We start from the raw sequence: 15024 nt of genomic DNA, 5'->3' as shown, positions 1-15024 counted from the left end.
TGATGTTCTTCAATTCGGTTTCTCTTTAACCGAGGTTAACCGGTTCTTCCGGGTAATGATATCGGTAAGAAGGTCCGCGGTTCGAGAGCGCGATCAAAGCCGTCAGGGGACCAACTCGACCAATAAACATGGTTACAATGATGACCCAGTGTGAGGGGGTCGTCAAATCAGCGGTGATGCCCGTAGAGACTCCCACGGTCGCAAAAGCACTGGTTGCCTCAAACAGGTGATCCAGGAAAATGGCCTGGTTGTTTTCGAACAGCACGATCAGTAACGTCGATGACATCAGTACCAGAATCCCCAGTGAAATGATCGTCAACGAGCGGTGAATCAGGGTATTGGGGATCGTGCGCCCCATGATTTCAACACGGTCTCTCCCTTTCAACAGCGACCAGACCGACAGGACCGCCAGGGCAAACACAGCCGTTTTCACGCCGCCCCCCGTAGAACCGGGAGAGGCACCCACAAACATCAACAGTACGGCGAACAGTTTGGATTGCGGCTGGTAGGCGCCCAGGTCCACGGTGTTGAAACCCGCCGTCCGGAAAGTAACCGACTGAAACCAGGCGGAATTGAGTCGCTCCCAGAAGGTCAGGTCGTCGCTGGCATGGAAGGATTCCAGCATATAGATGCCGACCGTTCCCCCGACCAGCAGGAAGAGCGTCGTGAAAAAGATCAGTCGCGAGGAGATCGTCAGTCGGACTTTTTGAGTCGGATGATGAAACAGGGGTTTGCGGATCCGCAGGTTGGAAAAATTCGTGATTCCATACAGCATGAAATTGTAATTCACGGCAAAACCCATCCCCCCGATGATAATCAGGGCCGGCATAACCCCCCAGACCTGCCAGTGGTGCCCCATCCCCAGCAGATTGTCGTCCATCAGGCTGAAGCCGGCATTGCAATAACCACTGATCGAGTGAAACAGGCTGAAGAACAGTCGCTCTCTGAAGGGGAGTTCTGGCCAGAGCCCCATCAGGCAGATTGCCCCCAGCAGTTCGGTAAAAATCGTGATTCCCAGGATGGCCAGCACCAGCCGTCGAATATCGCCGCGTTGACTGGACTCCAGCATTTCGCTGAACGTCACGCTTTCCCGGATCTGCATTGAACGACCAAAGGCGGCTGCAAAGAATGCACCAAAGGTCAGGATGCCCAGTCCACCGATCTGAAACAGAAACATGATGATCGTGTGCCCCGTGCGACTCCAATATGTGCCTGTAGGGACCACGATCAACCCGGTGACACAACTGGCGCTGGTCGAGGTAAACAGAGCGATCAGAAACGGAGCGCCCTCTGTCGTTTTTGCTGCGGGATCCTGCACTCGCGCTGAGGGGAACATCAGCAGAATCGTACCGATGGCAATCAGTGCCAGAAAGGATGTCACCACGATCAATGCGGGGTTCCAGCCACGCGAAGAGACGCGACGGATCAGGATGACGGTTTCGTACAAACTCCGCAGGATGACGCAAAATTCGGAAACGCCCAGAATCAATGCCAGTCGACCAGGCGCATCATCGGGCAGCAGATCCTGAAAGATTAATATCAGCAGACTGGCGATCAGCCAGAGACCGCAGAAAAAGAAATGCGCCAGATGGGTCTTAAAGAATTCTTTGCGATCCAGATGCCAGCCATAACGCAGCATCAGGCTCAGGGTGAAATAGCTCATCGCCAGGATAATGGCGGCACCTAATTCCCAGTGGACAACGGTGGTAATCTTCAGCAGGCCATGTAGAATGACTGTGGAGATCAGAGCGATGATCAGCGCAAAGAGTTCCATCCGCCTCAACTGACGACAGCGGCGGGGGTGGTGCGTCTGATAACGGATGCGACTGGGGAGATGCGACAGAGTCATTTGCAGCGTAAGTGTATCAAAAAAATAATTTTATGAAAACCTGTTCAGATTTTATTCGTATTGCACCGCAATTGAAACAGTGAGAATATCGTGCGCGATTTTATTTCCGAAAGTTTGACCCATGACCCGATTCATGGGTATATTCCCTTTACCTCAAAGACCGGGATTCCCGATGAAGAGGTCTCTGAACAGGAAATCATTGACCACCCCTGGGTACAGCGGCTCAGGCACATCCACCAGTTGCAGACCGCCTGGTGGGTTTTCCCCTCTGCCGAGCACATGCGGTTTCAGCATGTACTCGGTGCCATGCACCTCGCCTCCGTCTCCATCAATGCCTGGTATGATTCCCTGAGTAGTGCCTGTCGCAACGTGCCCTCGCTCCCTTATGTAGAAAGCCTGGTCCGGCTGGCCGCGTTGCTGCACGATGTCGGGCACGGCCCCTTTGGACATTTCTTCGACGATCATTACCTGGACCAGTTCAACCTGACCCATGAAGATATCGGCGCGCATATCATCGAGCATGAACTGGGAGACCTCATTCGCGGGATTCGCAGGAATCCCAACGGCCATCTCAATCCGCTGGAAGAACTCGATCCCAGGCAGATCGGCTGGCTCATCCGGCGCCCCTCCGGCGATGCAGACAGCGAGGCTGGAAACCCGGACTGGCTCTGTAAGCTGCGGGCCATGTTCAGCGGCATTTATACCGTCGACAATATGGATTTCGTTCTCCGCGACGCCTATATGTCCGGCTATAACATTCGCGCCGTTGATGTCTCCCGCCTGATCCATTACAGCTTCTTCACATCCGAAGGGCTCACCATTCACGGACGCGGAATGACCGCGCTGGTTAATTTTATTGAAACCCGCGCGAACCTGTTCCGTACGATCTACTACCACCGCACGGTTCGCGCACTGGACCTGGCGCTCGAAGAGATCTTCGCCGAGACCATGCAGCACCTGTTTCATGGCAATCCGCTGGAGCATCTTGATGATTATCTCGGGTTCACGGAGTCCTCTTTCCTCGTCGATGTCGGGCGGTTCCAGAAGAGCTCCGATCCTGTGGTACGTGAACTGGGAGAACGCTGGCAGGGCATTCTCTCGCGCAACGTGGAATGGAAAATGGCCTGCGAACGATCGATCAATTTCCACTCCGGGACGGCAGTTCACACTTCAATCTTTTCTGAACCTGATCTGGTTGAGAAGCGGGTACGAGCCAAACTCCCTCCCGAATTAAAGCAGATTCCTCTCAGGATCGACGTCGCGCGACACTATCATCGTCCCAGCGGCAGGCTGCCCGCCGGGGGCCAGAATTATCTGCTGGATCCCGGCACCGAGCAGACACAGGAACTGCACGACGATGAACTCTTTCGTGCCCTGCCTGTCAGCTTTCTGATCTTCCGCATTTATACACGGGATCACCTCCATGATCTGGAACTCACCAACGCCCTGAATGCCGCGCTGGGGGAAGTCTCAGATTCCAAGACCAACATGTAGTCCACAGAGCGGATGGCACTTGTACAACCGTTGCATTCCCTGAATTCGCATCGTGAATAGAGGCACTCTCTTGAGGAGAATTTCCGAATTTTCCCGCTGAACAGGCAAGACAGTGGTCCTGTTATGTCGGTCGTGTCGGCACAGGAAAATCATTGAGACTGTTTTTCCGGCGCTGACGATAAGTTCAACATGATAGATTTCGAACTGGAACAGATGCTGGGAAACCCGGAATGGTGCCTCGTACTCAAGCACTACAGTGTCATGAAGCGTGAGATGAAAGACCGGGATCCTGAATTTGATGGCTGGATCATTCGCCAGAATGAAGTGGCAGGCGTCGTGCCTGAGCGACTGCCCCGCATCCATGGGAAATTGATCGCCTTCGACCTGCTGAAATTTCAGATTTCCGGGCGGGATTCCGGAGTTTTTTATCAAGTCACCCGCACCGGTGAAAAAATGCTGCCCAGGATGGAAGAACAGCTTGCTGCCGCGGCTGAAGATGCTGCAGGCGATACCACAGAGGAACAGCCACTGGCACGCTCTGCCTGATTCTGCCGGCGTTCTTTTGCTGAGCAGAACGATCTGCATAACCGCTATAAACGATAAACGGCCCCGATTGTGCGAGACAATGGGGCCGTAGTATTCATCGTTGCTCCTGGCTGTGGCAGCCTTCAATTGTGCCAGCAGTCAGAAAAAATCTCTAGCTCATTATGCTTTCTTAGGAGCAGGAGCCGGAGCTTTCTTTGGAGGAGCAGGTGCTTCTTCTACTTTCTTCTTGGCAGCTGGCTTGGCAGGTGCGCCTTCGCAGCTTGTGCAAGGAGAAGCGGTGCAGCACTTGGGAGCTGGTGCACAGCATTTTGGTGCAGGTGCACAGCACTTGGGAGCTGGTGCGGGGCAGCATACGGGAGCTGGCTTGCAGCAGCGTGTGCGAACGGGCTTGCAGCAACGTACGCGTTTGGGTTTGCAGCAACGAACGCGGACCGGCTTGCAGCAACGTTCACGAACAGGCTTGCAGCAACGTTCACGAACAGGCTTGCAGCAAGTGGTCTTTGCCGGCTTGCAGCAACGGTTACGGAAACCAAATGCTTCTGCATCTGATACGCTGAAAGATGCAACGAGCAGAGTCATTGCAGCCATCAAAGAAAGTGTGACAGTTTTTCGAATCATGGTGTACTCCTCAGATTCTCAAGAAAGTGGTTCCACTTCGCCGGAAGATAAGTCACTACCTTCACCCTCCAACGATGTCCCTGAGTCTACGCACTTAGGGAAAACAGGTCTGTTTTTCTGGTTTGGTAAGTTTTACCGGTTACGGTAAATACGCTGATTACAATACCAGAACGAATTGCGATGTCAAAGTAAAGCGAACACGAAAAATAAAGTTTCTCTAAAAATCCTTTATTTCCTGAAGTCTCGCTCTTTCACAGTTTTATCACTGTTTTCAGGCACTTTTAACACCACACATTCGATCAGATCCACAGCCTCTTCCTCTATCCTAGGTCAATTTTCAGGGAACCTCCTGATTTCCTGCGGAGTTTTGCACAAGCTGCGCAAAAAAATTGCACTGTTATTCCTGAGTCCTCTTTGAGCTTATTTCCTTGCAACCATCTCCAGGGAGAAGTACAACCGGTGCTGGCTCTACTAAATCAATTGATAATGCCCCCTGCTCCCCCTCAGATTTCATGGAATGTTCAGTGTCGGTGCCTGCTTCGGATCCTTCTCAGTCTCTGCCAGATCAGCCGCGCCTCTGGAACTGTTGTTCCCGCACGATTACGCTGGCAGATCCTCCTTTGCTGATGGGCATCCTCAATGTCACACCGGACAGCTTTTCCGATGGGGGAGAGGTTACGGATGTGGACGCAGCCGTCAAGAAAGGTTTGCGATTAATCGAGCAGGGTGCTGACATCCTGGACATTGGTGGTGAATCCACACGTCCGGGGGCCGACCCCGTCTCGCTGGATGAGGAACTCCGCCGCGTCGTCCCCGTCGTTCAGCAACTCGCGCAACAGACGGACATCCCGATCTCCATTGATACTACCAAGGCCGAAGTCGCCCGCCAGACCATCAATGCCGGTGCGGTGATTATCAACGACATCTCCGGACTCACCTTCGATCCGGACATGATCCCCCTCGCTGCCCGGACCGGCGCGGGAGTCATCTGCATGCATATCCAGGGCACTCCCCAGACGATGCAGGAGAACCCGGAATATGAGAATGTCGTCACAGATCTGAAGCACTGGTTTCAGCAGCGACTCCAGGAACTGCTCCAGGCCGGCATTCAACCACAGAGTATCGTCCTCGATCCCGGCATCGGGTTCGGTAAAACAGCCGAACACAATCTGCAGATTCTGTCTCACATTCGCGATTTCCAGGCACTGGGCTACCCGGTTCTCATCGGACATTCCCGCAAACGCTTTTTATCGAAGCTCCTCGGACGTACAGTGGAAGAACGACTCGCGGGAACCGTCGGAGTCTCGATTGCCCTGGCTAGTCAGGCCGTTGAGATTCTGCGCCTGCATGATGTCGAAGCCAATCGGGATGCCATCTCGGCCTGGAAAGCGGTCACCGCGCGTGTCACCTGACCATTCAGAAACAACACTGATCATCACTTAATCTGAACCGGCTCCCACAGGCAGCCAAAATACAAGGAATAAACAACATGCAAACATTAATGGGAAAACGAGTTCTCTTTCTCGCTCTGCTGACCGCCCTGGCTCTGAATACAACCACCTTCGCTGCAGAGAAATCAAAACATAATTTCGGACGCTGGGAAAACTCCATTTCCCAGTTTGAAAAACAGGACCAGAAACAGGGAGTCCAGACAGGCGGCATCCTGTTTGTCGGGAGCTCTTCGATCCGCATGTGGGACCTGAAAAAATATTATCCCGATCTCCCCGTCATCAATCGTGGTTTCGGTGGATCGGAAATCGTGGACTCCACGCACTTCGCCGAACGGCTCATTCTCAAACACAAACCCAAAGTCATTTTCCTCTACGCCGGCGACAATGACATCGCCCGCGGTCGCACTGCCAAAGAAGTGGCCAACGACTTTAAACAGTTCGTCTCCGTCGTTCACAAGGCCCTGCCCGAGACCCGCATCGTCTTCATCTCGGTCAAACCCAGTCTCAGCCGCTGGAAACTGGCAGACACGATGAAAACCGCCAACAAGTTGATCAAAGAGCAGTGTGCACAACATGATTACCTGGCATTCGCAGACGTCTGGGATCCCATGCTGGGCAAAGATGGCAAACCCCGCCCCGAACTCTTCAAGGCGGATGGACTGCACATGCAGCACGAGGGCTACCTGATCTGGAAAAAAGCCATCGCACCCTATCTGCCTCAAAACTGATTCGGCAGAGTCTGTTTCGCAAGTTTAATCTATGACAGGGTTTCCACACGCAGATCATGAGCCGCAACGAACTCGTTCAGCTCGTCACGCGTGAAAATTCCCGCGGTCGCACCGGTGGCACGCACACAGCTGTGCCCCAGTGCCGAACCGTAACGCAGGCAGGCCTCCGGGCTCCCCTCTTCCAGCAGCCCGTGAATGAAACCGGCCACGAACGCATCCCCGCTCCCTGTCCCGTCCACCAGGTCCACCGGATAAATCTCAGACCGCAGTGAACGTTCCGCATCCAGCAGAATACTCCCCTGGCCGCCACAGGTGATGATCACCGAGTTCGCCCCCGCATCCCGGAAGGCCTGGGCCTGCTTCAGCGGATCCGCTTCTCCCGTGATCAGTTCCCCCTCATCATTGTTCGGCAGGAAATAATCGCTCAAGGGAAGCACCGGCTTCAACATCTGCCAGTAATCAGCGGGCTTCGGCGTCACCACATCCAGCACCGTGATCACTCCCGCATCGCGGGCCACCTCGAACATCCGCGCGACATTCTCGGGAGACAGCTCTTCTGAAAGACAGTAACCTCCCAGGTACAGGATCCGGCTGGAGCGGATCTGCTCCTCCGTCACCGTCTCACCGGTGAACAGGGAATTCGCTGCGACCGAATGGATGAACCGGCGATCTTCGCCCTGCACATTGATCACAAACGAACCGCTGGTCGGCAGCGTGTCCGATTTCATCAGGTACTCGCAGTGCACTCCCGAGGCCGCCAGGCTCTCTTCCACATACTGCCCGAACACGTCCTGTCCCACAATTCCCGCGATCGCAGCCCGGCGATCCAGTCGTGCGAGGTCCGCGGCGACATTGGAAGCACAGCCGCCAATCGTCAGACTCATCTCATCCGTCAGTACCAGCTCGCCCGGACGGGGCATATGGTCGATCGCTTTGCACACATGGTCTGCAACGATGATCCCCGCACACAAACAGTCATACCTGGGAGACGACATGAGGAAGTCCTTCAAAAGCGCTTCGAAATCTGTGAAATCCGGATGTGTTGCTTATTATGCGGAAGGGAATGAGGAGATCAACACCTAACTGGAATGCAGATGCACGGATTTCATGCTCTGTTCCGAGTCGACCGTCTGGGCAGGACGCACGGTCTGTGTGTCGGAGTCATCCGGACCATCATTCGAGCGGGGGCGTTTGAATCGCAGCAATAGTCGCAGCATGATCGGATAGGTGATCAGTGCGAAGAAGGTCGATACGATCAACGAACCGATAATCAGCGGCGATCCGACCTCCAACAGCAGCTGTTTCACCGTTTGCCACCATCCGCTGAAACCCTCGAATTCCAGAATCCGGGCGAAGTCTTTCTGCGTCAGTGAACCACCGACATAAAACGTGCCGACTTTATAGTCGAACCAGTAGATGGGCACCATCGTCAGTGGATTGGAGATATAAACCGTAATCAGAGCCGCGACCTGGTTAAATTTAAAAAACGGCCGTGTCACAAAGGCCAGGCAGACCACCAGCATCATCTGAATGCCCACGGTCGGCGTCAGCGCGATAAACATCCCGAGCGCCGTTCCCAACGCGATCGAATGGGCAGTGTCATCCAGCATGAGGATCGAGCGCAGAAGCACTCGCGGGTTCAGAGTCCAGGCTGGTTTGGTTGATGACATAAAAAATTCAACAGGCTACTGGGGGTCGCATGATCTAAAAGCTTGTTCACATGACTTTTACGGTCAGTTGGAAAAGTATATCGGCTGGGACTCGGTAAAATTCCTCTGGTTTATCAAACCTTCAACCTGGGCCGGTCATACGATTCGGTTCGACTTTTCGAATCGGCGTGATTGTAAGCTCTGTAACTCTCTCGGTGGGAACAATTTCTTTTTTCAAATGACAAGAATGTATTTTAGTTAAGAGATTTCAGATAAGGCAACTCAAATTACCGGTCCATTTCCGCCGTCTGGCGAAGATCGTTCCTAAGTCCAGACCGGATCACAGTATCGGGAATCCAGTGTACAATCGACACGAATCTCAGGCAGCGATTCCCGCAAGCAGATCAGACAAAATCAGTACAGATTTGAATTCCGTCACGGAAATGTGTATGAAAGTTAGTTATGCTCTTTCATGATAAGCCGCTTTCATCTTTGACTTATTTCTTTATTCCTTCAGGAACTCCTGAAACAGTGTACAACGGAAGCTGAGTGATGGTAGAAAATCTGGAAATCTTTGAAGTCGAACTGGCCGCCCCGAATCTGGTGGTCGTCCCGCTCGGTTCGACAATTCAGTTTCAATACAGCAACGTGCAGGTCGAATCCAACAAGGTCCTCAGGCTCTTCGATGCCCCTGATATCAAAAACGTGATCATCGACCTCTCCCGCGTCGACTACCTCGATTCGATTATTATCGGCTCGCTGATCCGCCTCCTGCAACGGGCCCGGCAGACCGGCGGACAGGCCGTTTTCTGTAACGCCTGCGAGAACATGCAGAATATTCTCAAGTGCATCAAGGTAGGCACTCTCTGGCCCCTGTTTGACACCCGCGAAGAAGCGCTGACTGCGGTTACCGCAACTTCGTAAGCGTCTGGTCTCTTTACTGGAAATGAGTCGGGAATGTTGCCGTTCACAGCTGAGGATCTGAAAGCAGTCCGGGCGGAAACGTTCATCGAACATCTGGATTATTTCGAGAGCCTGGCCTCCACCAATTCCTGGGCCCTGCACACGCACTGCACTCCCTCCCCCTCCGAACGCGAGACCAGCTTCCCCGCACTCGTCCTCACCGGCAATCAGACAGCTGGCCGCGGGCGAGGCAACAACGCCTGGTGGTCGGCTGAAGGGGGGCTCACGTTCTCCCTGGTCGTCGATGCCAGCCAGCTCGGTATCCCTCTGGAAAAGCAACCCCTGATCGCCCTGGCGACCGGGCTCGCCGTCTGTGAAACACTCGCCAGACAGGCCCCCGAACATACGCTCCAACTGAAATGGCCCAACGACGTCTTCCTCGCCGGCAAAAAGGTCTCCGGCATTCTCGTCGAAACTTCCGCCAGTCAGCCCGGCCTGGTCGTCATCGGCGTCGGCGTCAATCTCAACAACTCGTTCCTCTCCGCCGAAGCCGAACTGCAGTCGCTGGGCACCTCGCTCTACGAAACAACCGGGCAGAAGTTTCCCCTGGCCCCTGCGCTGATCGACCTCATCAACGCCATCGAGAACAGGCTCTACGATGTCGCGGGAGACCGCGGAGAACTGATGCCGACCTGGAGGCGTTACTGCCTGCTCACCGGCCGCGACATTCGCATCAACACCGGTCGCGAAACCCGGGCAGGAACCTGTCTGGAAATCGACGATCAGGGGTATCTGATCCTGCAGACCGAGGACGGTCGCGAACGCATCATCAGTGGCACCATCGAACATTTTTAAAGAATCGCCCGTACCATGAAAAAGCTCGTCATCTATCCCGCCATCGACCCGAAACGACTGACCCGCATGGAGAGCATTTCGAATGAGTTGCACATCGTCAACGCGCAGGACCTCGATACAGCCCTCACCGAAATCAAAGACGCCCACGCATTCTTCGGCAAGATCACGCCCGAACTGCTCGCTGCAGCCGAAAACCTGGAATGGGTCCAGTCCCCCACCGCCAGCCTGGAACACTACATCTTCCCGGAACTGGCCGCACACCCCTGTCAGCTTACGAATATGCGCGGCCTGTTCTACGATGTCATCGCCGACCACGTACTCGGTTTCGTTCTCTGCTTCGCCCGCAATCTGCATCGTTACATTCGCCAGCAGACACAGTCCCTCTGGCAACCCATCGGCGGCACTGCGGGTAAGCCCAACTTTGTCACCGGCCCGGGACAGGTCAGTGAAGTCGATCGCAGTCACATGCATCTTTCCGACTGCACGCTGGGTGTCGTCGGAGCTGGTTCTATCGGTTCGGAAATCTGTCATCGCGCCGCCGCCTTCGGCATGAGAGTCTGTGCCGTCGATCCCATCACCCGCACCATCCCCGGTGCCGTCGAAGAGGTCTGGGACCTCGATCGACTCAAGGATCTGCTGACCATCAGCGACTTCGTCGTCATCGCAGCCCCGCACACGCCCCAGACCGAAAAACTGTTTCGCACTTCGCAGTTCCAGCAGATGAAGAACACGGGGTATCTGATCAACATCGGCCGCGGCGCGATCGTCGATCTGCAGGATCTCACCATCGCCCTCCAGAACGGTGACATCGCCGGTGCCGGCCTCGACGTCTTCGAAATCGAACCCCTGCCCGCAGACCATCCCCTCTGGCAGATGGAAAACGTGATCATCACACCTCACATCGCAGCCGCGTCGACCCGCGTCCCCGAAAGGCACCTGGAAACGCTGCTGGAAAATGTCCGCTGTTTCATCAACGGCCAACCCTTCATCACCCTGGCCAACAAACAGCTCTGGTTCTGAACTAAGTAAACTGCGCATGGGACATCCCTGTCTTTTTCATGAGTTTTCCTGGGCTGCCGGGTGCCATTGTCGGCTTGCCCGACAGTGCCGCTGGGATAACATTTACCACCTCACAAATCCTCCCCGACTACTGAATAAACTGGGCTGGACACACACCCGCGCCTGACCAGAATGCCTGGTTATGCGTCGCGCGCGCGAGCAACGATCCATTTTCACGGGAACATTCAGAACCGATGACACAAATACACCATAAAACCCTCTGGTTTCAGCACGATTTGAAAAACAACTGCTCATCGATGCACGCCTTTTTCGGTCAAGTTTTACCGCTTATTACCGCATAAAACCCGCATATCGCCATCAATAACACGTTCTAACACCCGATCCCGCATAACAAAAAGTAGGGGCAGAGCCTGCGTGCCTGCCCGCCTGCCGAGAACAATAAAGAATCAAGTTGACAATGGCTCCAGATAAAACTTCCAAAGCATCCCGGGGTGCCACAGTTGGCTTGCCCAACTGTGCTCATAGTATCCCACTCCCAACTATTTAAGATGGGTAGCCCGAATGTAATTCGGGGTGAGCGCAGCGAGCAGGAAACTGCCAGTGCAGCAGACCGATTCAGAAAGCAGAAACCCATCCAGAATTCGTAGGATGCGGACCCATGTGTCCGCCCGCCTGGCAAAGATCAACCAGGCATCACCATTACCAATGGCTCCAGTTCAAGCTCTCAAAACGGGGAGCCCCAAAAACAAATCGAGCCGTCCATAACTCACACATTCTACCAGACCGCCATTGATCCCCGCAGATGAAAACCGTTAACCTGTCGATATGGGCATCGATCTTCTCGAAATCTATATGGAAGTCGCCGACCACTTCGGCATCGAAGAAGAAACGCTGGTCCAACTGGACGCAGTCACCGTCCAGGACCTCATCCACAACATCATGACGACGACGGAAACACAGACGACACAGTCCCCCGCTGAACTCCCCTCACGACAGGAAATTCATGAATCCGTCGTCACCATCATTTCCCGTGTCACAGGCCATCCACCAAACGAGATTACACTAGACCACCGACTCATCGATCTCTGCGACTGAGTCTAACCCCCTATGATCCCGACAACTGGTAACCTGCCCTTTAAACACACGGAAGTGGTCTGCCACAGACTGCAAAAACTGGCAATCAGTCTTCATTTCTGTTAAGAACAGTTCGATCGCAGCAGGCACTGTCATCTAAAATCTCAGGAACAGACATGACCCCCACCGAATTCGAAAAAATCTGGAACGGATCGCTTTCCAGTGCACCTGCTGAATCAGTGCAGCTGTTAAACCTGGATCAGGCAGACAAAGACTTTCTGATCCAGGCCGGCTTGCCCACATCCCTGTACCCGGAGTTCTCTTTCGAACGGCTGGAAACCGGTGACATGGAACATCTCGATGAGTCCGAAGAGGGAGAAGGCTTTGACGAACAGTTTCACCGCTACCGCATCATCGGTGAAGACGGCTATGCGATGCCGGTCCTGCTCGACGAAGCGGAAGAGGGAACTGTCTGGGTCCTGTCCACTGATGCTTCCCGGCTGCTTTATCTCAATGCCAACGTGCGTGAACTGGCCGCCTCTCTGATCGCCTTTGCCAGGTTCCTCGAAAGCAGTCGCACAGAAGCAGCAGTGAATGAATTCCTTTCTGAGATTCGCAACATCGATTCGCGGGCTGCGCTTGAGGAAGCCTACTGGTCGGAATGTGCCTTCAATTATCTCGAAGAGGAGGCACAGCCGGCTGACACTGCGGATCATCCACTGGTCAGCCAGTTTGAGCATCCTCTGTTGGGAACGCTTTTGTTCAACGACGAGAATCAATGGGAGGGGGAAACAGAACGTTTCAAAAACCTGAGCAGGTGCGGCTGGAATGAGAGACTCGTTACACATTTCGTCTATTCCAGATCCAATCTGGACGATGATCAGGAATTTGCACCACTGGCAAAAGTTCCCGCCTCGTTTCACTATCCCATCAAAATCACGTTTGCCTCTCCCGACAATACCCCGCCCACGGCTGCGCAGGAAAAGGCTTTGAAATATCTGATCTTAGACGAAAAGCGAATTCTGAAGCTCCTCGTCAACGCGGTTAAAACCTATGTGTTCGATACCGGCTGGTGGGACATCCTGCAGGAAGAACTGGAAGCAGATCTCCCGAAACTCGAAGCAATCCTCCGCGAACCGGCCGGCTGGCTCTCGCTGATCCGCTTCCGACAGATCCATATTTCGCGAAAAATCGAAGCGGGATCAGCCGTCATCGGCTTCGACTGTAACGCCGGCTGGGACGACGAACACGGTCTGGGATTTCAAATCATCGAAGGCGAAGTCATCGACATCGGCTACGGCACCGTAGGCTGGTATTTTTAATAACCGCCGTTCCAACAGCCAAAAAACTGAGCGGCACGACCCCGTGTACCACTCCCAACTATTAAAAAAGGGGTCAGCCCGAATGTAATTCGGGCCGAGCGGAGCGAGCAGGAAACTGACAATGAAAGCACACGCATGAAAAGTAATCGTGGCTGCAGTCGATTTACAGGCGTGGGATTCCGCCTCCTGAATCGTATGAGTGCCCTGTCAGTTTCCTGTTGTTTTCAACAACCCCGAATTGCATTCGGGGCCACCCCTCGAAATTATTCACACCATCAGAATTTTCGTGTTTTTCGCGCCTTTCGTGGTAGAAAACCCTCCTTTTGAGGTCCCCACCAGATTGGTGTTCACACTGGTTCAGCTCATGATGTCATGAACGTTGGTTGATCTGAAACGGCATTCTTAAAACGAAACAGGCACTACCCATGTCATACGACTTTTGTCCCCTGCAGCAGCTGAGGTCCCCCTTGTGAGCCATCCACCGGCTGAAATCCAGGTGGATCTCTCCCTGGTGAGACAGTTGCTGCTGGTCGATTATCCCCGGTTAGCCGACGCGCGCCTCTTCCTGGTCGATGAGGGCTGGGACAATTTCACCTTTCGGGCAGGGGAACATCACGCCGTCCGGCTCCCCCGCCGCGCCGTTGCCGTAACTCTCCTTCAGAATGAACAACGCTGGCTGCCGATCCTGGCACCACGACTGTCGCTGGAACTTCCCCTCCCCGTCCACAACGGTTCCGCCGGCCCCCGCTTTCCCTGGCCCTGGAGTGTGGTCCACTGGATAGCCGGCAAGACCGCGGAGACGCACAATTTCCCTTCAGCCGACATCAGACTCCTCGCGGAGAACCTGCGCGCCCTGCATCAGCCCGCGCCCGAGGAGGCCCCGCAGAACCCGTTTCGCGGCGTGCCGCTCCCCACACGCACACCAGGAATGGAGCAACGTCTTCACCGACAGCGCCATCATCCCGGCGTTGCTGAATCAGAGCTGACCACGCTCTGGCGGTCCTGCTGTGAGACACCGCCTGCAGACGAGTCGGTCTGGATTCACGGCGATCTGCATCCCCGCAATGTCATCATCCGCGATGGGGCTCTCGTCGGTCTGATTGACTGGGGTGATCTGGCTGCCGGCGATCCCGCAACCGACCTGGCTTGCGCCTGGCTGCTCCTCGATGAGCCAGCCAGCCGCACCGAATTCCTGGAAACTTATGGAGCGGATGCACCTCTGATCCAGCGGGCTTTGGGCTGGGCACTCCACATGGGACTGGCACTGCTCGACAGCGGCGAACCCCGCCACGTCACCCTCGGCGAGGCAACCCTGCAACGCGTCCTGGCCGACGCCTGGACGGTAGGATAAGAGCTTCAAAGAGTTCATGTCTTTCTTTGCCGTGTGCCACTGTCGGCTTGTCCGACAGTGCGCGTGATATCGCACTTTCAACCATGAAATAATGGGTAAGCCCGAATGTAATTCGGGCCGAGCGTAGCGAGCAGGAAGTTGTCAGTGCCACAGACCGATTCAGG

The 15024-nt window shown here is 54.6% G+C and carries 14 protein-coding genes; 11 read left to right on the top strand and 3 right to left on the bottom strand.

The features are described 5' to 3' along the window. Positions 1 to 25: 25 nt before the first annotated feature. Positions 26 to 1849 (bottom strand): TrkH family potassium uptake protein, encoded by a 1824-nt coding sequence (locus tag Enr10x_RS23810; protein ID WP_145113637.1) that lies wholly within the window; start codon positions 1847 to 1849, stop codon positions 26 to 28. A 90-nt stretch (positions 1850 to 1939) separates the two neighbouring features. Here Enr10x_RS23810 and Enr10x_RS23805 point away from each other — a divergent pair, with 90 nt between their 5' ends. The 5 genes from Enr10x_RS23805 to Enr10x_RS23785 all read left to right on the top strand — a co-directional run bounded on the left by Enr10x_RS23805 (position 1940) and on the right by Enr10x_RS23785 (position 6686). Next, on the top strand, positions 1940 to 3343 hold the full coding sequence (locus tag Enr10x_RS23805) for an HD domain-containing protein (RefSeq protein ID WP_232093117.1): 1404 nt from the start codon (positions 1940 to 1942) through the stop codon (positions 3341 to 3343). A 189-nt stretch (positions 3344 to 3532) separates the two neighbouring features. Further along, positions 3533 to 3889, top strand: a complete 357-nt coding sequence (locus tag Enr10x_RS23800; RefSeq protein ID WP_145451580.1) for a hypothetical protein — start codon at positions 3533 to 3535, stop codon at positions 3887 to 3889. A gap of 112 nt (positions 3890 to 4001) precedes the next feature. Next, entirely contained in the window at positions 4002 to 4655 is a 654-nt protein-coding gene (locus tag Enr10x_RS30080; RefSeq protein WP_197996207.1) for a hypothetical protein, read from the top strand. Between the two features lie 376 nt (positions 4656 to 5031). Further along, positions 5032 to 5919: a dihydropteroate synthase gene (gene folP, locus Enr10x_RS23790; RefSeq protein ID WP_232093116.1), complete on the top strand. Its 888-nt coding sequence runs from the start codon at positions 5032 to 5034 to the stop codon at positions 5917 to 5919. 77 nt (positions 5920 to 5996) lie between these two features. Continuing rightward, a complete protein-coding gene (locus Enr10x_RS23785) occupies positions 5997 to 6686 on the top strand; it encodes an SGNH/GDSL hydrolase family protein (RefSeq protein WP_145113628.1) in 690 nt (229 codons plus the stop codon). Positions 6687 to 6715: 29 nt separating this feature from the next. On the opposite strand, the gene Enr10x_RS23780 is transcribed toward Enr10x_RS23785, so the two are convergent. Both Enr10x_RS23780 and Enr10x_RS23775 read right to left on the bottom strand, forming a co-directional pair. Beyond that, a complete protein-coding gene (locus Enr10x_RS23780; protein WP_145113626.1) occupies positions 6716 to 7681 on the bottom strand; it encodes a carbohydrate kinase family protein in 966 nt (321 codons plus the stop codon). 84 nt (positions 7682 to 7765) lie between these two features. Beyond that, entirely contained in the window at positions 7766 to 8356 is a 591-nt protein-coding gene (locus tag Enr10x_RS23775) for a DUF2062 domain-containing protein (protein ID WP_145113624.1), read from the bottom strand. A 531-nt stretch (positions 8357 to 8887) separates the two neighbouring features. Between Enr10x_RS23775 and Enr10x_RS23770 the strand changes: the two genes are divergently transcribed. The 6 genes from Enr10x_RS23770 to Enr10x_RS23745 all read left to right on the top strand — a co-directional run bounded on the left by Enr10x_RS23770 (position 8888) and on the right by Enr10x_RS23745 (position 14860). Further along, a complete protein-coding gene (locus tag Enr10x_RS23770; protein WP_145451579.1) occupies positions 8888 to 9259 on the top strand; it encodes an STAS domain-containing protein in 372 nt (123 codons plus the stop codon). A gap of 33 nt (positions 9260 to 9292) precedes the next feature. Next, positions 9293 to 10093 carry a biotin--[acetyl-CoA-carboxylase] ligase gene (locus Enr10x_RS23765; RefSeq protein ID WP_145451578.1) on the top strand — a complete coding sequence of 267 codons (801 nt, stop codon included), beginning with the start codon at positions 9293 to 9295 and terminating at the stop codon, positions 10091 to 10093. A gap of 15 nt (positions 10094 to 10108) precedes the next feature. After that, positions 10109 to 11113 (top strand): D-2-hydroxyacid dehydrogenase, encoded by a 1005-nt coding sequence (locus tag Enr10x_RS23760; protein WP_145451577.1) that lies wholly within the window; start codon positions 10109 to 10111, stop codon positions 11111 to 11113. A gap of 825 nt (positions 11114 to 11938) precedes the next feature. After that, positions 11939 to 12208 carry a hypothetical protein gene (locus Enr10x_RS23755; RefSeq protein WP_145451576.1) on the top strand — a complete coding sequence of 90 codons (270 nt, stop codon included), beginning with the start codon at positions 11939 to 11941 and terminating at the stop codon, positions 12206 to 12208. A 155-nt stretch (positions 12209 to 12363) separates the two neighbouring features. Then, the gene (locus tag Enr10x_RS23750; protein WP_145451575.1) at positions 12364 to 13509 is read left to right on the top strand and encodes an SUKH-4 family immunity protein; all 1146 of its coding nucleotides are present in this window, start codon (positions 12364 to 12366) and stop codon (positions 13507 to 13509) included. Between the two features lie 469 nt (positions 13510 to 13978). Continuing rightward, on the top strand, positions 13979 to 14860 hold the full coding sequence (locus tag Enr10x_RS23745; RefSeq protein ID WP_197997343.1) for an aminoglycoside phosphotransferase family protein: 882 nt from the start codon (positions 13979 to 13981) through the stop codon (positions 14858 to 14860). The last annotated feature ends 164 nt before the right edge of the window (positions 14861 to 15024 follow it).

Origin of the sequence: Gimesia panareensis, assembly GCF_007748155.1 — a bacterium.
GTDB classification, from domain to species: Bacteria; Planctomycetota; Planctomycetia; order Planctomycetales; family Planctomycetaceae; genus Gimesia; species Gimesia panareensis.
Note: the sequence above shows the minus strand (reverse complement) of the source record. Positions and strands in the feature narration are given on the sequence as shown.

Excerpts from the sequence above, each read along its gene's own strand:
- Enr10x_RS23810 (WP_145113637.1), bottom strand. The coding sequence starts at position 1,849 with ATGACTCTGTCGCATCTCCCCAGTCGCATCCGTTATCAGACGCACCAC.
- Enr10x_RS23800 (WP_145451580.1), top strand. The coding sequence starts at position 3,533 with ATGATAGATTTCGAACTGGAACAGATGCTGGGAAACCCGGAATGGTGC.
- Enr10x_RS23785 (WP_145113628.1), top strand. The coding sequence starts at position 5,997 with ATGCAAACATTAATGGGAAAACGAGTTCTCTTTCTCGCTCTGCTGACC.
- Enr10x_RS23780 (WP_145113626.1), bottom strand. The coding sequence starts at position 7,681 with ATGTCGTCTCCCAGGTATGACTGTTTGTGTGCGGGGATCATCGTTGCA.
- Enr10x_RS23775 (WP_145113624.1), bottom strand. The coding sequence starts at position 8,356 with ATGTCATCAACCAAACCAGCCTGGACTCTGAACCCGCGAGTGCTTCTG.
- Enr10x_RS23770 (WP_145451579.1), top strand. The coding sequence starts at position 8,888 with ATGGTAGAAAATCTGGAAATCTTTGAAGTCGAACTGGCCGCCCCGAAT.
- Enr10x_RS23765 (WP_145451578.1), top strand. The coding sequence starts at position 9,293 with ATGTTGCCGTTCACAGCTGAGGATCTGAAAGCAGTCCGGGCGGAAACG.
- Enr10x_RS23760 (WP_145451577.1), top strand. The coding sequence starts at position 10,109 with ATGAAAAAGCTCGTCATCTATCCCGCCATCGACCCGAAACGACTGACC.
- Enr10x_RS23755 (WP_145451576.1), top strand. The coding sequence starts at position 11,939 with ATGGGCATCGATCTTCTCGAAATCTATATGGAAGTCGCCGACCACTTC.
- Enr10x_RS23750 (WP_145451575.1), top strand. The coding sequence starts at position 12,364 with ATGACCCCCACCGAATTCGAAAAAATCTGGAACGGATCGCTTTCCAGT.